The 18,645-nt window shown below is 38.6% G+C and carries 12 protein-coding genes and 1 other RNA gene; all 13 read left to right on the forward strand.

Translation table 11 applies throughout. The annotated features are described in order from the left end of the window. Window positions 1-438: 438 nt before the first annotated feature. The 13 genes from GS03_RS11135 (at window position 439) to ssrA (ending at window position 18,380) form a co-directional block, all read left to right on the forward strand. Window positions 439-7,317 (forward strand): nidogen-like domain-containing protein, encoded by a 6,879-nt coding sequence (locus tag GS03_RS11135; RefSeq protein ID WP_136152620.1) that lies wholly within the window; start codon window positions 439-441, stop codon window positions 7,315-7,317. 158 nt (window positions 7,318-7,475) lie between these two features. Beyond that, complete coding sequence (locus GS03_RS11140; RefSeq protein WP_136152621.1) at window positions 7,476-8,081, forward strand: flavin reductase family protein; 606 nt, start codon at window positions 7,476-7,478, stop codon at window positions 8,079-8,081. 2 nt (window positions 8,082-8,083) lie between these two features. Next, window positions 8,084-8,536, forward strand: coding sequence for an SRPBCC domain-containing protein (locus tag GS03_RS11145; RefSeq protein WP_136152622.1), 453 nt, complete (start codon window positions 8,084-8,086; stop codon window positions 8,534-8,536). Window positions 8,537-8,538: 2 nt separating this feature from the next. Continuing rightward, the gene (locus GS03_RS11150; RefSeq protein WP_136152623.1) at window positions 8,539-10,839 is read left to right on the forward strand and encodes an oxidoreductase; all 2,301 of its coding nucleotides are present in this window, start codon (window positions 8,539-8,541) and stop codon (window positions 10,837-10,839) included. Window positions 10,840-10,890: 51 nt separating this feature from the next. After that, the gene (locus GS03_RS11155) at window positions 10,891-12,474 is read left to right on the forward strand and encodes an AMP-binding protein (RefSeq protein ID WP_136152624.1); all 1,584 of its coding nucleotides are present in this window, start codon (window positions 10,891-10,893) and stop codon (window positions 12,472-12,474) included. A gap of 82 nt (window positions 12,475-12,556) precedes the next feature. After that, the gene (locus GS03_RS11160; RefSeq protein WP_136152625.1) at window positions 12,557-12,979 is read left to right on the forward strand and encodes an acyl-CoA thioesterase; all 423 of its coding nucleotides are present in this window, start codon (window positions 12,557-12,559) and stop codon (window positions 12,977-12,979) included. A 56-nt stretch (window positions 12,980-13,035) separates the two neighbouring features. Continuing rightward, on the forward strand, window positions 13,036-14,016 hold the full coding sequence (locus tag GS03_RS11165) for a carbon-nitrogen hydrolase family protein (RefSeq protein ID WP_136152626.1): 981 nt from the start codon (window positions 13,036-13,038) through the stop codon (window positions 14,014-14,016). Between the two features lie 58 nt (window positions 14,017-14,074). Next, on the forward strand, window positions 14,075-14,410 hold the full coding sequence (locus GS03_RS11170) for a hypothetical protein (protein ID WP_136152627.1): 336 nt from the start codon (window positions 14,075-14,077) through the stop codon (window positions 14,408-14,410). 12 nt (window positions 14,411-14,422) lie between these two features. Continuing rightward, window positions 14,423-15,532, forward strand: a complete 1,110-nt coding sequence (locus GS03_RS11175) for a cupin domain-containing protein (protein WP_136152628.1) — start codon at window positions 14,423-14,425, stop codon at window positions 15,530-15,532. 57 nt (window positions 15,533-15,589) lie between these two features. Continuing rightward, window positions 15,590-16,501: a fumarylacetoacetate hydrolase family protein gene (locus GS03_RS11180; RefSeq protein ID WP_136152629.1), complete on the forward strand. Its 912-nt coding sequence runs from the start codon at window positions 15,590-15,592 to the stop codon at window positions 16,499-16,501. 24 nt (window positions 16,502-16,525) lie between these two features. Further along, a complete protein-coding gene (locus GS03_RS11185; RefSeq protein ID WP_136152630.1) occupies window positions 16,526-17,152 on the forward strand; it encodes a class I SAM-dependent methyltransferase in 627 nt (208 codons plus the stop codon). Next, entirely contained in the window at window positions 17,149-17,898 is a 750-nt protein-coding gene (locus GS03_RS11190) for a maleate cis-trans isomerase family protein (protein ID WP_136152631.1), read from the forward strand. Before GS03_RS11185 ends, GS03_RS11190 begins: the two co-directional genes overlap by 4 nt. Window positions 17,899-17,982: 84 nt before the next feature. Beyond that, window positions 17,983-18,380: a transfer-messenger RNA gene (gene ssrA / locus GS03_RS11195) on the forward strand. The last annotated feature ends 265 nt before the right edge of the window (window positions 18,381-18,645 follow it).

Below are 18,645 nucleotides of genomic sequence, written 5' to 3' on the forward strand. Positions count from 1 at the left end.
TGACAATTTTTTTTAATGCAAAAGGTGAAAGGTAAATTCATCAAAATGCATTTTGTGATTTAACAATGTTGATTCATCGGTGAAAATTACATTTCATCGGATTTATTATTTTTAACAAAATAAAAACTGTTAAATTTAATTCAGATTTTTTGATAAAGTAACACCTACTTTTATTAATTAAATTATCTTTTGTTTACGGAAATCAATTTCCTCCATAATTGATGCTTGATTCCGTTTCAACCTACTTTTTTTTCGCGTTACCTACTAATGGTTATTTAAGCACTTTTTGTGTTTAAATCGCTCCTCAAGTCGTGTTTTACTTTCCTTTTTGGAGAGTGAGGCTTATTTACTATTGCGCATTGGGAAGAAGCCGAAAATCCCTTCAAAGAGTAGGTAACTGAATATTACAACTAAACAAGCAACTTAAAACCAAAAAAAATGAATTACAAAAAACTACATCCAACCATTTTGTTAATGACCTTATTTTGTTTATTAACGATAAACAAATCAAATGCTCAAAGCGCTACTGTAATTGAGCCAGGACCGGAACATTACGCTTCTAAATCATCATCGATTGGGAATAGAGCAACACAAATAAGCCCAATAAAAAATGTAACTACTGGAAATTCCGGACAATTAAATCAAGCATTCAATCTAAGTCGCAGTAATAGTGAAATTACCGCCTCACCTGCTGTTAATTGCTATATTCCGCCTGATGGCACTTATACCAATTTCCCGGGAAATGATGATGGATCAGTTGGACCCATTGCATTACCATTTACATTTAGCTTATATGGAGTAAATTATAATTCTGTTTATATTAACAATAATGGAAATCTAACATTTACTGGGCCTTCTGCAGTGTACGATCCTGCTGGTTTTCCTTTTAATGTACCAATGGTAGCACCATTTTGGGCAGATGTAGACACCCGTGTTGGAAACACAGTTAAATATAAAGTAAATCCAACCAATCTGATTGTTACCTGGCCTGGAGTAGGGTATTATAATCAAAAGACTAATTTATTAAATACCTTTCAGGTAATCATAACAAATGGAAATGATTCTTTGATAGGATTAGGTAGTAATGTTGCCTTTTATTATGGCGATATGCAATGGACTACAGGTGAGGTACCTTCAAATGGAGGTGTAAATGGTTTTGGAGGACTCCCGGCAACTGCAGGAATTAATCAGGGAGATGGTATTAACTACATACAAATTGGTCGCTTTAATGCGAACAATGGAACTTATATCGGACCTCTAAGTGGAACAAGCGGTATTAATTATCTTGATTTCGGCTGTTTCCCATTAACTGCAGGTTCACTTACTAATTTGCCCCCGAGTGTTTCAGGTCTTCCGGCTAATAATACGCTTAATATAGCTTGTGGAGAAACCGGTACAATAAATTTAACGGCCTTGCCTCCTGAAGTTGGTCAAAATGTTTTAGTAGCTATTGATACCGGAAGTTTGTGTAATGCTACTGTTACCTCGTCAAGTGGCCCTTCTTCTAATGCAATAGTTTCGATACTTGGCGCTGCATGCAATGAAGGTTCACATAACGTCAGTTTTTATTTTGCTGATAATTTCAACCCTACTGCAAGCACTACTGTAAACATTACTGTTGTAGTTGGTTCGGCTCCTGTCATATCCTGCCCATCTGATATCACAGTTTCAAATACACCGGGACAATGTGGTGCCATCGTCAATTATCCTGCAGCCACAGCAACCGGTACATCACCAACTATAACTTATTCTATAGCTTCAGGAAGTTTCTTCCCAGTAGGCACAACAACAGTTACGGCAACAGCTACCAATAGTTGTGGTTCTCAAAGTTGTGACTTTACGGTAACGGTTAATGATACACAACTACCCAACGTTATCACTCAAAATGTAACTGTCAATTTGGATGCAAATGGCACCGCTCAGGTTACCGCAGCTCAAATTAACAATGGCAGTACTGATAATTGTAGTATTGCCAGCATGAGTTTAAGTAAAACAAATTTTGACTGTAGTGATCTTAATTTGTCAATCGGGAATTGTCAAATGGATGCCAACTATATAGATTCCGCAACCAATGCCAATTCAGGGCCTAATGGACAAACTTTTACTTGTCTCACATCGGGACTCTTATCAAAAATTGATGTGATATCATATAATCCGGCACAATTAAGGCTTAGAAATTATGTGAGCGAAGATTTAGCCACTGCTTTTACAGGAGCTATTCTGGCTACTTCAAATTCAGCAGACGGTGCAGCTAATTTCCCTGGTTTTACAAGCTTCACCTTTGCAACGCCCCCTTTTTTAACAGCTGGTACAAAATATATTTTTGAAGTTGTAGGTTCTGGTACAGTATATCATCATATTACAGGAACTTATGCAGGCGGAACAGCTGTTAGTCCAACTAATCCGGGTGCCGTTAGAGATATTCCTTTTAAAACCTATATATGTTCGGCGGGGACAGTTGTAACATTAACCGTTACCGATGTCAATAATAATTCAAATACTGAAAATGCATTTGTCACGGTTGTTGATAATATAGCTCCAGTAATTACATGCCCACCAACGGCAAACGTAATTGCAAACAATACAGGTTGTACATATAGTGGAAGCATTGGTACAGCAACTGCGACTGATAATTGTGGTTCGCCAACTATTTCAGGCCCGGTTCCTGCTGGTCCGTATCCGGTTGGAACTACAGTTGTGACATGGACAGCAACAGATGCCAGTGGTAATTCGGCAACCTGTACCCAATCTGTGGTGGTTGTAACTTCTGTACCTGCTGTTACAGCAAATAATGTCAGTGGTTGTTTTGGAACTGCAATAGCTTTGTCAGGAACTCCTGCTGGAGGTACATGGAGTATTGCTAATCCTTACACTGGTCCAAGTACAACTTACACACATTCTTATACAGATGGTAATGGATGTAGTGCGACAAGTGCTTCGGCAACAGTTACGACACACAAATTAGATTATGCTAATCTTCAATGGCCGCCCAATGCCGCAATTTGTCCGGGAGGAAGTTTCACTACTTATGGGCAGGTTTATGAAGGAGGTTTAACAGATGTAGCACCTTATATTACAGGTCAGGCACCAAATATTCAGGCATGGGTTGGAATCAGCCCCGAAGGAAGTAATTCAAATCCGAATACATGGACCAATTGGACTCCTGCTGTTTTGAATGCCTCTGCTATTTCAAATAATGATGAATACATGGCTAATATCGGTAATTTATTAACTCCAGGAACCTACTATTATACATTCCGTTATTCTTATATGGGTTGTGGTTATCAATACGGAGGTTTTGGAGGCAGTGGTGTTTGGGATGGTTCATCAAGTGTAAGTGGTGTACTCACAATAAAAACACTTGATTATGTCAATTTACAATGGCCGGGTTCAGGATCTATTTGTCCTGGAGGCAGCATGACAGCTTACGGTCAGGTTTATGAAGGTGGCTTAACTGATGTTGGTGCTAATATCCCTGGTCAAGCTCCGGGAATTCAGGCATGGATTGGAATTAGTCCGGTAGGAAGCAATTCTAATCCAAATACATGGTCAAATTGGACTCCTGCTACTTGGAACTCTGATCATATAAGTAATAACGATGAATATAAGGCTACTTTCGGTAGTTCTTTAGCTCCGGGAACTTATTACTATACTTTCCGTTATTCTTTAGATGGTTGTGCCTATCAGTATGGTGGATTTAATTCAGGTGGTAGTTCATTTTGGAATGGTGTAAACTATGTCAGCGGTGTATTGACGGTTAATCCATTACCAACAGTTACAGCAGCTGATGTAAGTGGATGTGCAGGCACAGCCATTGCATTATCAGGAACTCCGGCAGGAGGCTCATGGAGTGTGGCAAATCCTTATACAGGACCGAGTACTACTTATACCCATACTTATACTGACGGAAATGGTTGTACTAATACCAGTGCTCCTGCAAATATTACTGTAAATCCATTACCAATACCAGTTATTACGGCTAATGGTCCGACAACCTTTTGTGATGGAGGTAGCGTTACACTAACAGCAGATTTTCCTTATCCTAGTAGTAATACTACTTTTATGAACTCACCTAGTGGAGGCGGTACGCCTGTAGATTGTAAGTGTCCGGCAGGATATGTAGCTGTAGGATATACAGGTTATACAGGCTCCTGGATGGACAAAATACAATTGGCATGTAAAAAATTAAATTCAAATGGTACGCTTAACCCTAATATAGTGTATACTTCTGCATTAGGTATTGGTGGAGGCGGTGGTCCAAATGGTCCTTATTTACTGACAGGTGATAAAGTATTGGTAGGAGGTAGAGCCGATAATGGTTGTTGTGGTTATCTTTCCCGTTTCGAAGGATATGGACAATCTATAAATTATATACAGGCTAATGGGAATAATAGTTCATCACCAACTTCTGCCGGTGCCTTTGGACCAGCTGGATCTTCTTTAGGTACTCAATATGTACCTAATGGAAATGTAGTAGTTGGTATTAAAGGATGGCTAAATGGCTTTGTTTCTGGACTTAGCTTGATATATGCTCCTATTAATCAAGTAATGAATACAAGTTATTCTTGGAGTAATGGTTCCACAGATGGTGCGATAACAGTAGCTACTGCTGGAAACTATAGTGTAACAGCAACAAGTGCTTTCGGTTGTTCTGCAACTGTTAGTCAAACGGTTACTGTCAATCCACAACCTGTTGCCGTTAGTCCTACTACTATTGCGATCTGTATTGGCGGTAGCACAACATTGCAAGTTAGCGGCGCCAGTGGTTATAACTGGTCTCCAGCCACAGGTTTGAATCAAACTACAGGAGATACAGTAACAGCCAGTCCAACAGTTACAACGGTTTATACGATAACTGCTACTGATCCTGGCTCGTGTTCAACTACTATTACTGTAGTAGTTAATCCTCTGCCAACACCTGTAATAAGCGTTACTGGTCCGACTACATTCTGCCAGGGCGGTTCAACTATTTTAACGGCAGGACCATCTAATCCAAATATTTGGAATGCAGGTAGTTTGACTTTTGTTAAAACGGTTGCAGGTCAAACAGATAATATTACTGCTAACACTCATCTTACCAGAGGCAATTCGTTCCCTCTTTATAATGCTATTACAGAAGCAAGTGCACCAGCGGGTAATTGCAATTGGACTCCAGGTAATACGGAATGGGCATATGGAAACATAGCCGACTGGAATACCTTAAGTTACCAATATCTATGGCCAATGATTGGTTGTTATCCTCCGGGTATGGTTAATCAGCCTATGGTCGTGCATTTAATTTCAGAAAATATTTATTTCCAGTTAACATTTACTTTCTGGCAAGCGGGAGGTGGAAACTATACGTATACCCGTACCACTCAGGCAGCCGCATATGCAGGTCAAAGTTGGTCAAGCGGTCAAACAACTCCATCTATTTCTGTAAACACTTCCGGGAATTATACAGCAACAGTAACCGATAATAATGGATGTATTGCTACTACTGCAGCAACAACTATTACTGTTGACCCAACTAGTGTTGGAGGAGCAGTAAGCGGTGGAACAAGTCCAATTTGTACAGGATTTGCACCGGGCACCTTGACTCTTAGCGGACACACAGGAGCTGTGCTGCAATGGGAAAGTTCTTCGGATGACGTGACTTGGTATCCAATTGCCAATACAAGTGATACCCATTCACCAGGCGTTTTACTAGTAACAACTAAATTTAGAGCAGTTGTGCAAAGTGGCACTTGTCTTATTGTCTATTCCGACCCTTTAACAATTACGGTGTATCAAGAATATCCATTCTATGCAGATAATGATAGTGATGGATATGGAGCTGGACCTTCAGTTTTATTGTGTTCTATAAACGCGACTACAGTACCGGCAGGATATTCATTAGACAATACCGATTGTGATGATTCCAAAGATGACAGACATCAAACGTATCCATTCTATGTAGATGCTGATGGTGATACCTATGGAGCTGCAGGATCAACTGCTGTTCAGTTGTGTGCAATAAATGCCAGCACACCTCCGTTACCTAATTATTCTGTTAATGCATTAGATTGCAACGATGCCGTGTTTGCTATTCATCCTGGAGTATATGACATTCCATATGACAATATTGATAACAACTGTGATGGTTCATTATTTGACGGTCATTCACCAATAGTGGTTTATGTACTATCGCCTAGCTGTGGTGGTATTAATCATGGTTTAAATAACACTATCAATTGTACAGAAATCGATTTGGGTGAAGGTTATGTGATTGGTTACCGATTTAAAGTGACTAATTTAGTTACCGGTGAAATAGCTTATGTTGACACTGTGCAGCATCACTTTAAATTGACAGATACTAGTATTTATTCTTATGGCACGCCATATTCTATTCAAGCGGCTGCTATTATAAATGGTGAAGTACAACCGTTCAACGGACCAATTTGTACCCTTACAACAACAACTGTAGCAACAACCAAAGTGATTGCCACACAATGTGGTTCTACTTTAATCTTTATGACTTCTACTATCAATGCAACAGCAGTAAATCAAGCTCTTGCCTATCGTTTTAGAGTTTCCCGTGCTGATGCACCTGGTGTATATTACTTATCTCCTGAACGCACATCACCAAACTTTAATTTGACAATGTTGACTGTTCCTGCAGGGTTCTTAACTTATGCTACAGAATACAAAGTAGATGTTCAGATAAAAATAAAATTAGCCAACTTAATTGCCTGGTCTCAATTTGGACAAGCTTGTTCTATATTTACACCTCCAATGCCTGAAACATCTTTAGTTGCTTCACAATGTGAAATGACAGCTACGAGCAATACACAAGTGATTAACACCACTCCTTTTACTGGTGCTACTCTGTATCGTTTCAGATTGACATTATATAATTTAATAGGTGATTTAGTATACAGTCAATATGTTGATACACCTAATCCATATTTCACCTTGAGTATGTTCTCCGGATTGCTCCCGGGTAATACCTATGTAGTCTCGGTGACCATGCAACTCTATGGTACTTTTGTTGATTATGGAAAAGACTGTAGTGTGACGACTCCACTAGTAGCAAAAACAACGATGACGCTACCTTTCAAAGCGATAGCACATCCTAATCCATTTGCTGAAAACTTCATAATTGATGTCACTACCTCGATCCAGGAAATGGTTAGTCTAAAAGTCTATGACATGTTAGGCAGACTAGTAGAACAACGAGAGGTGAAAAGATCTGATTTGGAGAATTCACCATTTGGAGATCGCTATCCTTCCGGAGTGTATAATATCATTGTTACACAGGGCGAAGAAGTAAGAACTGTTCGTGTGGTAAAAAGATAAATAATAAACCAACTTAAACTTATAAACCCTCATTGATTTATTTCAGTGGGGGTTTATTAATTAAAAAGAAATTCATTTTCAAAATACTTGCATTATTTTACTAAAACGATATAGTACTTGCCTATTTTTCATTTAATTTGTAGTAAAGAAACAACAACATGCAATTTGACCCAAACGAATTAGATCATACTGCCGTTTATAAACTTTTAACCGGCTCCGTAATTCCAAGACCTATTGGCTGGATTTCAAGTATTAGCGAGCATGGCATCAACAATTTAGCACCCTTTTCCTATTTCAATGCCGTTGGAGATGATCCGCCTCATGTTATGTTTTCCACTGGTAGAGGCAATAATACCAATAAAGACACACTTAATAATGTTTTGGCAACCAAACAATTTGTGGTGAATATGGTAACCGAAGAATTGACCGAACAAATGAATTCTACTGCACAGGCTGTTCATTCTGATATTGACGAATTTGAATTGGCTGGTGTAACTCCGATTCCTTCTTTAAAAATACAACCAAGACGTGTCAAAGAAAGTCCAATCACTTTTGAATGTGAATTGGTTCATCATTACTTCCTTGAAGATCATAAAAATGGCGGTGCCTGCGTCATAATTGGCCGAATCGTTATGATGCATATTGCAGATGATGTACTGCTTGATAATTACAAAATAAACCTTGAAAACTATAAACCGGTTTCTCGTTTAGCGGGTTCAGGTTATGCAAAAATCGGAGAAATTTTCTCTGTCAAAAGAAACTAATTATGAAACCCGACGTTTTAGAAATAAATGTGGCTATGCAAATTTCAAAACCAATCAATGAGGTTTTTGAAGCCATTGTAAACCCTGAAAAAATGTGTAATTATTTCATTTCACAAAGTACAGGAAGAATGGAAGAAGGCAAAGATTTGATTTGGAAATTTCCCGAATTTGATTTTGAATGTCCGGTAAAAGTTGTCAAAGCTGAGCCAAATCTAATTTCATATTATTGGGAAAACAGTGGTGAAAATCTTTTGGTTGAAATGAAACTTTCTACCGTTGGCGACAATTTTACTTTAGTAAAAATCTCTGAAAAAAGTATGGCAAACAATGAAGCCGGACTCAAATGGCTTTCCGGAAATTCCTTTGGCTGGTCAAATTTTCTGGCGTGTCTAAAAGCCTATCTTGAATACGGAATCAATCTCAGAAAAGGTTCCTTTGATTTTATGAAAAAATAATTATGAGGATATCAGTAATTGGCGGCGGTCCGGGCGGATTATACTTTTCGATACTAACCAAAAAAGCAATGCCCGATTGCCAAATTGATGTTTACGAACGTAACAAAGCAGATGACAGTTTCGGGTTTGGAGTCGTGTTTTCAGATGAAACTTTAGGCGAATTTCTTTCCCGAGATTTAAAATCCTATGAATTAATCAGAAGCAATTTTGCCTATTGGGATGACATCATCATTGCCCGAGACGGACAAACCGTAAGCATCGCCGGAAACGGATTTTGTGGTTGTTCCCGAAAAAAATTATTGCAATTATTACAACAACGATGCACAGAGGAAGGCGTAAATCTTCATTTCGAGCAAAATATAGATGATGTTTCCCAATTCAAAGATGCTGATATTATTGTGGCTTGCGATGGAATTGGAAGTACAATCCGGACACAATTTGCCAATGACTTCGGAACCAAAATTTCATTAAAGAAGAACCGCTTCGTCTGGCTTGGATCAACCAAACCTTTAGATGCTTTTACCTATTTCTTTAGAACAACGCCACACGGAACTATTGTTGCTCATACTTATCAATACCAACCGGGAATGAGCACGTGGATTTTTGAATGCAGTGATGAAACCTGGCAAAAACATGGATTTGAAGTTACTAATGAAGAAGATACAATTGCCAAAATATCCGAAATATTCAAAGAAGAATTGGATGGTCACGGCTTAATCACAAACAAATCACATTGGCGCCAGTTTCCGCATGTTACGAATGAAAAATGGTATCACAATAACATAGTTCTTTTAGGAGATGCCAAAGCCACAGCCCACTACTCTATTGGTTCGGGAACCAAATTGGCTATGGATTCTGCCATAGGTTTATCAGATGCTGTGATTGCCAATCCGACCAATGTACAGGCAGCTTTTGAACAATACGACAAAACCCGAAGAAACACAGTTGAAATGATTCAGCATGCCGCTTTGGTTTCGCTAGACTGGTTTGAAAATATGAACAGAAACAACCAGCATCCGTTTTATCAATTCGCTTTTGGATGCATGACAAGAGCGAAGAAAGTCACATATGAAAACCTTCGCTTACGCGATAAATCGTTTACGGATAAAGTGCTGAGCGAATTTAACAGTAACCATATTCCTCCGGCTTTTACCAAATTTAAACTGCGAGATTTAGAACTCTCAAACCGAATTGTAATGTCACCAATGGGACAATATTCAGCCGAAAACGGATTGATCAACGATTGGCATTTGGTGCATTATGGAAGTCGGGCAACAGGCGGTGTCGGGTTGATTATAACCGAGATGACAGCGGTTTCAGAAACAGGACGTATTACTTTAGGTTGTGCCGGAATATATACTGAAAAACAAATGCTTAAATGGAAATCAATTATAGATTTTATTCATAAAAATACGCAAACAAAAATCGGAATTCAACTTGGTCATTCAGGTCGAAAAGGTGCGTCAAAAAAACCTTGGGAAACCGAACCAATTCACCCGAGCGATAGCGAACTGGCGAAGCAAAATCCATGGGAATTGATTTCAGCATCTACAATAGCTTTTAATGAAAATTATGCTATGCCAAAAGCAATGTCTTTAGCAGATATGGATTTGGTTACATCTCAATTTGTTCAGGCAACAAAAAATGCAGACGAAGCCGGTTTTGATATGATAGAATTACAGGCACATCACGGATTTTTGTTAGCCTCTTTCCTATCGCCTTTCACGAATGTCAGAACGGATGAATTTGGCGGAGGTATCGAAAACAGATTGAAATTCCCGTTACGCGTTTTCAACGAAATGCGAAATGCATTTCCAAAAGACAAACCAATGTCGGTTAGAATATCCGCAACTGATTGGGCGGAAAACGGCATTTCAGAAGAAGATGTCTTGACCATTGCTACTGCGTTTAAAAATGCCGGTGCCGATATCATCAATGTTTCAACCGGAAATACCGTAGCAAATCAGAAACCACAAACGGGAAGAATGTGGCAAACACCATTCTCGGATTTGGTTCGGAATACAATTCATGTTCCAACCATTACAACGGGTTACATTCAGGACATTGATCAAATCAATACCATCATTCTGAATGGCAGAGCTGATTTAGTCGCATTGGGAAGACCATTGTTGGCTGATGCCAATTTTGTTAGAAATGCGCAGGCTTACGAACAATTTCAAACGGATGATATTCCAAATCAATACAAAATGGGAAGTTCTCATTTGTATCCGTTAAAAGCTGCCGAAAGAAAGCAAACGGAAAGCATGAAAATAGCATTGAAACCGAAGAGTAATAAGAAATAGATTAAAATCAAAACTTTGTGACTTTGCATCTTTGCGAGAAATAATTAAACCATGAAACATTACGCAGACAATTTCGCTCACGAACATTTACCAAGCCCAGACTTGCAGCCTGATTATGTTTTTCTGGATTTGCCTCAGTTCAATCGTCCGGAAATGATGAATTGTGTTGACAAATTATTAGACAATCATATCAAAGAAGGTCATGGCAATAATCCTTGCATTCGAACATTTGAAACGACATGGACATACAATGATTTATACGAAAAAGCCAATCAGCTTGCTCATGTTTTAGTGGATGATTTGGGATTGGTTTCCGGAAATCGTGTGTTGATTCGTTCTGCTAACAACCCAATGATGGTAGCTTGTTGGTTTGCCATTTTAAAAACTGGTGGAATTGTCGTTTCAACTATGCCTCTGCTTCGTTCCAAAGAACTAACTACGATTATTGATTGCGCCGAAATCTCACACGCTCTGTGCGATAAAGCTTTGCAGGATGAAATGAATTTAGTTAAATCAGACTTCCTGAAAAGTACTTGTTTCTATGATGAATTAGAAACATTAATGCAATCTAAAGCAAAGACATTCACCAATTACCATTCAAAATCAGATAGTGTTGCGTTAATCGGATTCACTTCAGGAACTACAGGCTTACCAAAAATGACCTCGCATTATCACAAAGACATTCTAAATATTTGCGAAGCATTTCCGCCCTATTCATTACAACCAACACAAAAAGACATTTTCACCGGAAGCCCACCATTAGGATTTACTTTCGGTTTGGGTGGATTGGTTTTGTTTCCGATGTATTTTGGAGCATCCACGTTTCTTATAGAAAAACCAACACCCGAAATGCTGTTACAGGCCATTCAGGAACATAAAATTACAATTTGCTTTACGGCGCCAACAGCTTGGCGCGTGATAACTTCTAAAGTAACCGACTTTGATATTTCGAGCTTACGCAAATGTGTTTCTGCTGGCGAAACCTTACCGTTAAAAGTTTGGCAGGATTGGTACGATGCCACAGGACTGAAAATCATCGACGGAATTGGCGCAACCGAAATGCTGCATATTTTTATTTCTTCTAATACCGAAAATATGAAACCCGGAGCAACCGGACTTGCCATTACTGGATATGAAGCCAAAATTATTGATGCAAACGGGAATGAATTGCCAAAAAATGAACCCGGAAGATTAGTCGTTCGTGGCATCACAGGCTGCAAATATTTAAATAGAATTGAAAAGCAAAAACAATACGTCGAAAACGGTTGGAATGTTACCGGAGATATTTTCCGTCAGGACGAAGATGGCTATTTTTGGTTTGTAGCGCGTGGCGATGACATGATAATTTCTTCGGGCTATAACATAGCGGCGATTGAAGTAGAAAGCGTACTTTTAACTCACGAAGATATACTGGAATGTGCTGTGGTTGGTTTGCCCGATGAAGAACGCGGAATGCTGGTTTGTGCGCATATTGTACTCAAAGAAAAAAGTAAAGCTACAGATAATATGAAAAACCATATTCAACACTGGTTCAAGGAAGTAGCTGCGCCGTATAAATATCCTAGAGTAATTTATTTTACAGAAGCACTGCCCAAAACCGAAACCGGAAAAATACAACGATTTAAATTGAAATAAGTAGTGAAATAGCGCATTAAGATTAAAATCTTTGCGAACTTTGTGTAACTAATTTTGACCTTTAAGAATAAAAAAATAGCAAATGAATAACCCTTTTATAAAAACCGAAAAAATCCGTTTCAAACATGTTGATTATGCGGGGATTGTTTTCTATCCGCGTTTCTTAGAAATGCTCAACGACTTGGTTGAAGATTGGTTTGAAGAAGCGCTGGACCGACCATTTTCAAAAATCCATGAAACGAACGGAATTCCGACAGTAGATTTAAAAGTACAATTCAAAAAAGCAGCACGATTGGGTGAAACATTAACCAAAAAACTTTGGGTAATAAACCTTGGTGGTGCTTCTGTAAATTGCGGTTTCCGTTTTGAAGATGAACAGGGAAAAACCTGTTTGGAAGGAGAAGTAACCTTGGTAAACGTAGCCATAGCTGAAAACAGAAATGACATCAAAGCGGAAGCTTTTAATGACGATATGAAAGCAAAGATTTCATCATTTATAATTTAAAATTGTCTAACGACCTGTTCGCTATCGCTCGGGTCAGAATTTAAAATAATTTTCGAATGGAGTTCAAAAAATTCAAAGCCGCAGCCGTACAAACATCACCCGTTTTTATTAATGTAGAAAAAACGATTGACAAAGCGATTTCATTCGTAAAAGAAGCCACTGCAAACGGAGCTAATTTGGTTGCGTTTCCGGAAGTTTTTGTGGCTGGTTATCCGTATTGGAATTGGATTATGACTCCGGTTCAGGGAAGCAAATGGTACGAGCAATTGTATAAATCATCAGTAAAAGTCGATGATGCCGTAATGCAGCCATTATATCAGGCGGCAAAAAATCACAATTGTCACATCGTTATCGGAATCAATGAACGAGGCGATAGTTATGGCGAAATATACAACACCAATTTAATCATAGACAATAACGGAAAACTTATTGGCAAACACAGAAAACTGGTGCCAACCTGGGCAGAAAAACTGACATGGACAAGCGGTGACGGTTCTTCTCTAAAAGTGTATAATACTGAAATTGGCCCAATAGGAACTTTGGCTTGTGGCGAAAACACAAATACACTAGCACGTTTTACCTTGTTATCGCAAGGCGAATTGATTCATATTGCTAATTATATTTCACTTCCTGTTGCGCCACCAGATTATGATATGGCGGAAGCGATAAAAATCCGCGCTGCCGCACATTCATTCGAAGGTAAATTGTTTACAATCGTTTCGTGTTCAACGATATCCAAAGAAATTATGGAAGCTTTAAAACCTGACGTTCCAAATGTAGAAGAATTATTGACCAGAAAGAATTCTGCTTTCTCAGGAATCATTGGTCCAAATGGCGCTGTCGTTGGGCAACCTTTAATTGATGACGAAGGAATTGTTTACGCCAATATTGATTTGGAAAAATGTATTCAGCCAAAACAAATGCACGACATTCTTGGCCATTACAACCGCTTTGATATTTTTGATTTGCGGGTAAATACAGCTCCAACAAGAAAGATTACTTTTATAGACAATCACGAAGAATTTAATAAAAGATAAGATGAAACCTTTATTACTCTTTGCATTTATATTGTTACTTTTCCAATCCTGTGGGACAATGGAAAAAAACGACCGTATTTCCAGACGACACGATTTTTTCAATCGATATACATCCCAAAGAGCATTGAAAGCCACATCCAATTGGAAAATGGGAGATGACATATTGATTTTGAGAAAAAACAATACCTTCAGATATTATTCTAAAGTATTTGGATTGGTCAATTCCGGTTATTATACGGGTAGTTACAAATCAGAGAATAATGTAATTTCATTTAAATTCCATAAAAATTATAAGCCCGCATTTTTCGAAAGTGACACATTACTGGTTGAACAAAAAGACGGCTTTTTTATATTAAAATGTAAAAAAACCAATAACTATTTAGTTATTAATTAAACAGATTGCAATATGAACGAAAACCATTCAGACGACCAAATTGGTAGAGCACGTGTTCAGGATTCGCCCGAATTATTAGCCTATTACAAAGAACTCGAAACACTTGGCGCTGGTGCCTTATGGACCGTTGCCAACGATATTGAACCATGGGAACCAAGAAGTTCATCGGTTGCTATGCTGTGGAAATATGAAAGCTTACGCGACTTAGTTTTAAAATCATCCGAATTAGTTACACCTGAACAAGCTGGACGAAGAGTAGTTTATTTGGTAAACGACAAACGAAAAGATGTTTCTGCAGCTGTTGGCTGGTTATACACCGGAATTCAGGTTACACGTCCGGGTGAAAGCACTTCGGCTCACCGACACAAAGCTTCTGCCTTGCGTTTTATCATGGAAGGCGAAGGCGGTTACACTGTTGTGGATGGGAATAAAATTACATTTGAAGTAAATGATTTTGTGATTACACCTAATTCAACCTGGCACGAACACGGCGTTGATACGAATGGCAAAACCTGTATTTGGCAGGATGGTCTGGATATTCCGTTAGTGAATGCTTTGGAAGCCAATGATTATGCGGTTTTTGATGGAAAACAACCTTTAGCAAATGAGGTCAATTTTTCTCCTATAACTTATGGTTGCACAGGATTAATTCCAGCTGATAAGACCTGGGACAAACCGTATTCGCCATTGTTTAAATATTCCTGGAAAAAAGTTTATCCGGCAATAGTCGAAGCTGCAAAAGTAAATCCTGTAAATCCAATTGATGGAATTCTGATGCAGTATTCCAATCCTTCAACTGGCGGACATGTAATGCAAACAATGAGTGCGAGCATGCAATTATTACCTACGGGTTTCAAAGGAAAAGCACACAAACATACAGGTTCTTTTGTCTATCAATGTGCGAAAGGAAAAGGCTATTCCATTATCAACGGGAAACGTTTTGACTGGAAGGAAAGAGATATTTTCTGCGTTCCATCCTGGGCATGGCATGAGCATCACAACGCATCAGATACCGAAGATGCCTGCTTATTTTCGTTCAACGATTTGCCTGTAATTGAAAAACTAGGATTATACCAAGAAAGAGAATTAGAAGAAAACAACGGATTTCAGAAAATAGAATAAAGAGATTAGAAAATACAATTTTAACTTTACGCCTCTGCGCCTCTGCGAGAAATAAACATGAAACTACTAACATACAAAACACAAGACAGCGACGAACCACGCCTGGGATTTATCCATAATAATCAAATTATCGATATGGAGGATTTTGGTGAAATATCCAATTTCCCATTACCGACAACGATGTTGGAATTGATTGATATGGGGTTTGAACTGGTGGAAGAACTTAACGATATGATTGCCGATACTGAACCAGCTTTCTTCGAAGAAATCGCTTATGAAATGGACGAAGTGACGTTCCTTGCTCCTATTCCGAAACCAAGAAAGAACATTATAGGTATTGGCTTGAATTATACCGAGCACGTTGCTGAAAGCGCACGAACCTTAGACACAACCGGAAAGCTTCCTCAAAAACCAATCATCTTTTCAAAGCCTCCAACAACGGTTACGGCTACAAATACCGATATTATTAAAAACACCAAACTGACTTCACAATTAGACTGGGAAGTTGAATTGGCTGTGGTTATTGGCAAAAAAGGAAAATATGTTCCCAAAGCTGATGCCATGGATTATGTGTTTGGTTATACAGTTATCAATGATATTTCGGCGCGTGATTGCCGCCGTGAAGGTCAATGGATTGTTTCCAAAGGTCAGGATACTTTTGCGCCAATGGGACCAATATTGGTCACCAAAGACGAAATCAAAAATCCACACAACCTGAATTTGTCGTTAAAAGTAAACGGCATTGAAAAACAGAACTCGAATACCAAATTCCTATTGTTTAACATCAACGATTTGATTGAAGATTTGAGTACGGTTTTTACTTTGGAACCTGGTGATATAATCGCAACCGGAACTCCATCCGGAGTTGGAGCTGGTCGCAATCCACAGGAATGGTTATATGATGGCGATGTGATTGAAGCCACTGTGGAAGGAATTGGAACCATTGTAAATACTGTAAAAGAAATTTAGATTGCTTCGTGCCTCGCAATGACAATGGATCAAACAAAAATAGCAGTCGATGTATTCAACAAACTTGCCGATGTTTATCAGGACAAGTTTATGGATGTTTCCTTGTACCATGATTCGCTCGATGTGTTTTGCAATTCGATAAAAAAAGGCAACCCGGAAATTTTAGAATTGGCTTGTGGTCCCGGAAATATTACAAAGTACCTGCTGGAAAAACGTCCCGATTTTAAAATTCTAGGTTCTGATTTGGCTCCGAATATGATTGAATTGGCAAAAATAAATAATCCAAATGCCCATTTTAAGTTAATGGATTGCAGAGCAATAGCAAGTCTTGCAAAGAAATATGACGGAATACTTTGTGGGTTTGGCCTACCCTATTTATTAAAAGAAGAAGCCGTTCAATTTATCAAAGATGCAAGTCAAAAATTAAATGAAAACGGAATCCTCTACATCAGTACTATGGAAGACGATAATTCCAAATCGGGATTTAAAACCGGAAGTACAGGCGACAAAATGTACCAGAATTTCCATCAAGCCGATTATTTGACAAAAGAGCTTGAAGAAAATAATTTTAGCATCATTTATCTTGATCGAAAAGAATATATTCACAACCAAGAAAAAACTACCGATTTAATTATTATTGCAACAAAATGAAGAAATACAGAATAGGTCAAATTGTACCATCATCAAACGTAACAATGGAAACCGAAATCCCGGCGATTTTCCGTTCCAGAGAAACTATTTTACCGGAGCGTTTTACGTTTCATTCTAGCAGAATGCGAATGAAAAAAGTAACCAAAGAAGAACTCGAAGCCATGGATGCCATGAGTTTGAAATGCGCTCAGGAATTATCCGATGCACATGTCGATGTTATGGGTTATGCCTGTCTAGTAGCAATTATGAGTATGGGAAGAGGTTATCACTGTGTTTCGGAAGTTAACCTGCACCAGGAAACTATTGCCAACGATTTCCCAACGCCTATAGTAACTTCAGCCGGATCCTTGATTAATGGTTTGAAAGTTTTGGGTGCCAAACAAGTTTCAATCATAACGCCATATATGCGTCCGTTAACCGATATGGTTGTCGATTATATAGAGCATCAGGGATTCAAAGTAAAAGAAAGTATTGCGCTGGAAATTCCGGATAATCTGGAAGTCGCTGCCCAAAATCCAATGAACTTATTGGAAATCTATAAACGATTGGATTTAACTGATGTTGATGTTTTAGTCGTATCAGCCTGTGTGCAAATGCCATCTTTAGAAGCTATCGATTTAATCCAGACAGAAATCGGAATTCCGGTAACTTCGGCCGCGGTTTGTACTACCTATGAAATGATGAAAAAATTGGGCATCGAAGCCAAATCTGCTATCGGTGGAGAATTGCTAAGCGGAAAATATTAAATAATCAACCTTCATTGATTTTCAAACCTAATAACTTTAGACTACTTTTGCGGAACAATTTTTGATAACTCAAAAATCTTATTTGGGGTCGACTGGTTTTGACAGCAAGTCGAATTGAATTGTAAGCACGTCGAGCATTGTGTTTTTTGCTCGTAAATCCAAATTCACAAAAACATAAACGGCGAAGGAAACTACGCTCTTGCTGCATAATCTGAATTAAAGTAAGATTAGCCTCGTCCTACAAGGTAGGAAAGCAGGATTCACCTCGATAGCTTTGGTTTGTGGCGGTCGGCTCAGGTGAATCGTAAAAATAAACCTAAGAACAGTAAAGCTTCGGAGCTGTTACGAAAATTTAAGAAGATAAGTATGGTGTGGCTGTTTCTGGCCTATCACTATATCGAAAATCCAATCAGAAAATAAGCGTGTAGAAAACTCTTTAGTTGCTTGTTTGGACCCGAGTTCGATTCTCGGCGACTCCACTAAAATCCTGTCTTGTTTGAAACGAGACGGGATTTTCTTTTTTAGGAGCAGTACTTCTCAACATCACTACACTACTGCTCCCGCTATCCGTTGCAATCTGTCATTGCGAGGCACGAAGCAATCTCATCATGATTGTCTTACGCAATGTCAGGATTTCCACTGCACACGAGCGTAGCGACTGCCGAAGGAATCGGGGCTATTTTTCAACTATTTCTTTCTGTCACATAAAAAAAGCCCTGGCTAAACCAGGGCTTTTTAACTTATAAT

This window comes from Flavobacterium sangjuense (genome assembly GCF_004797125.1).
GTDB lineage: Bacteria > Bacteroidota > Bacteroidia > Flavobacteriales > Flavobacteriaceae > Flavobacterium > Flavobacterium sangjuense.

What these genes read in the sequence shown, in the direction of transcription:
- GS03_RS11135 (WP_136152620.1), top strand. Translation starts at nt 439, where the DNA reads ATGAATTACAAAAAACTACATCCAACCATTTTGTTAATGACCTTATTT.
- GS03_RS11140 (WP_136152621.1), top strand. Translation starts at nt 7,476, where the DNA reads ATGCAATTTGACCCAAACGAATTAGATCATACTGCCGTTTATAAACTT.
- GS03_RS11145 (WP_136152622.1), top strand. Translation starts at nt 8,084, where the DNA reads ATGAAACCCGACGTTTTAGAAATAAATGTGGCTATGCAAATTTCAAAA.
- GS03_RS11150 (WP_136152623.1), top strand. Translation starts at nt 8,539, where the DNA reads ATGAGGATATCAGTAATTGGCGGCGGTCCGGGCGGATTATACTTTTCG.
- GS03_RS11155 (WP_136152624.1), top strand. Translation starts at nt 10,891, where the DNA reads ATGAAACATTACGCAGACAATTTCGCTCACGAACATTTACCAAGCCCA.
- GS03_RS11160 (WP_136152625.1), top strand. Translation starts at nt 12,557, where the DNA reads ATGAATAACCCTTTTATAAAAACCGAAAAAATCCGTTTCAAACATGTT.
- GS03_RS11165 (WP_136152626.1), top strand. Translation starts at nt 13,036, where the DNA reads ATGGAGTTCAAAAAATTCAAAGCCGCAGCCGTACAAACATCACCCGTT.
- GS03_RS11170 (WP_136152627.1), top strand. Translation starts at nt 14,075, where the DNA reads ATGGAAAAAAACGACCGTATTTCCAGACGACACGATTTTTTCAATCGA.
- GS03_RS11175 (WP_136152628.1), top strand. Translation starts at nt 14,423, where the DNA reads ATGAACGAAAACCATTCAGACGACCAAATTGGTAGAGCACGTGTTCAG.
- GS03_RS11180 (WP_136152629.1), top strand. Translation starts at nt 15,590, where the DNA reads ATGAAACTACTAACATACAAAACACAAGACAGCGACGAACCACGCCTG.
- GS03_RS11185 (WP_136152630.1), top strand. Translation starts at nt 16,526, where the DNA reads ATGGATCAAACAAAAATAGCAGTCGATGTATTCAACAAACTTGCCGAT.
- GS03_RS11190 (WP_136152631.1), top strand. Translation starts at nt 17,149, where the DNA reads ATGAAGAAATACAGAATAGGTCAAATTGTACCATCATCAAACGTAACA.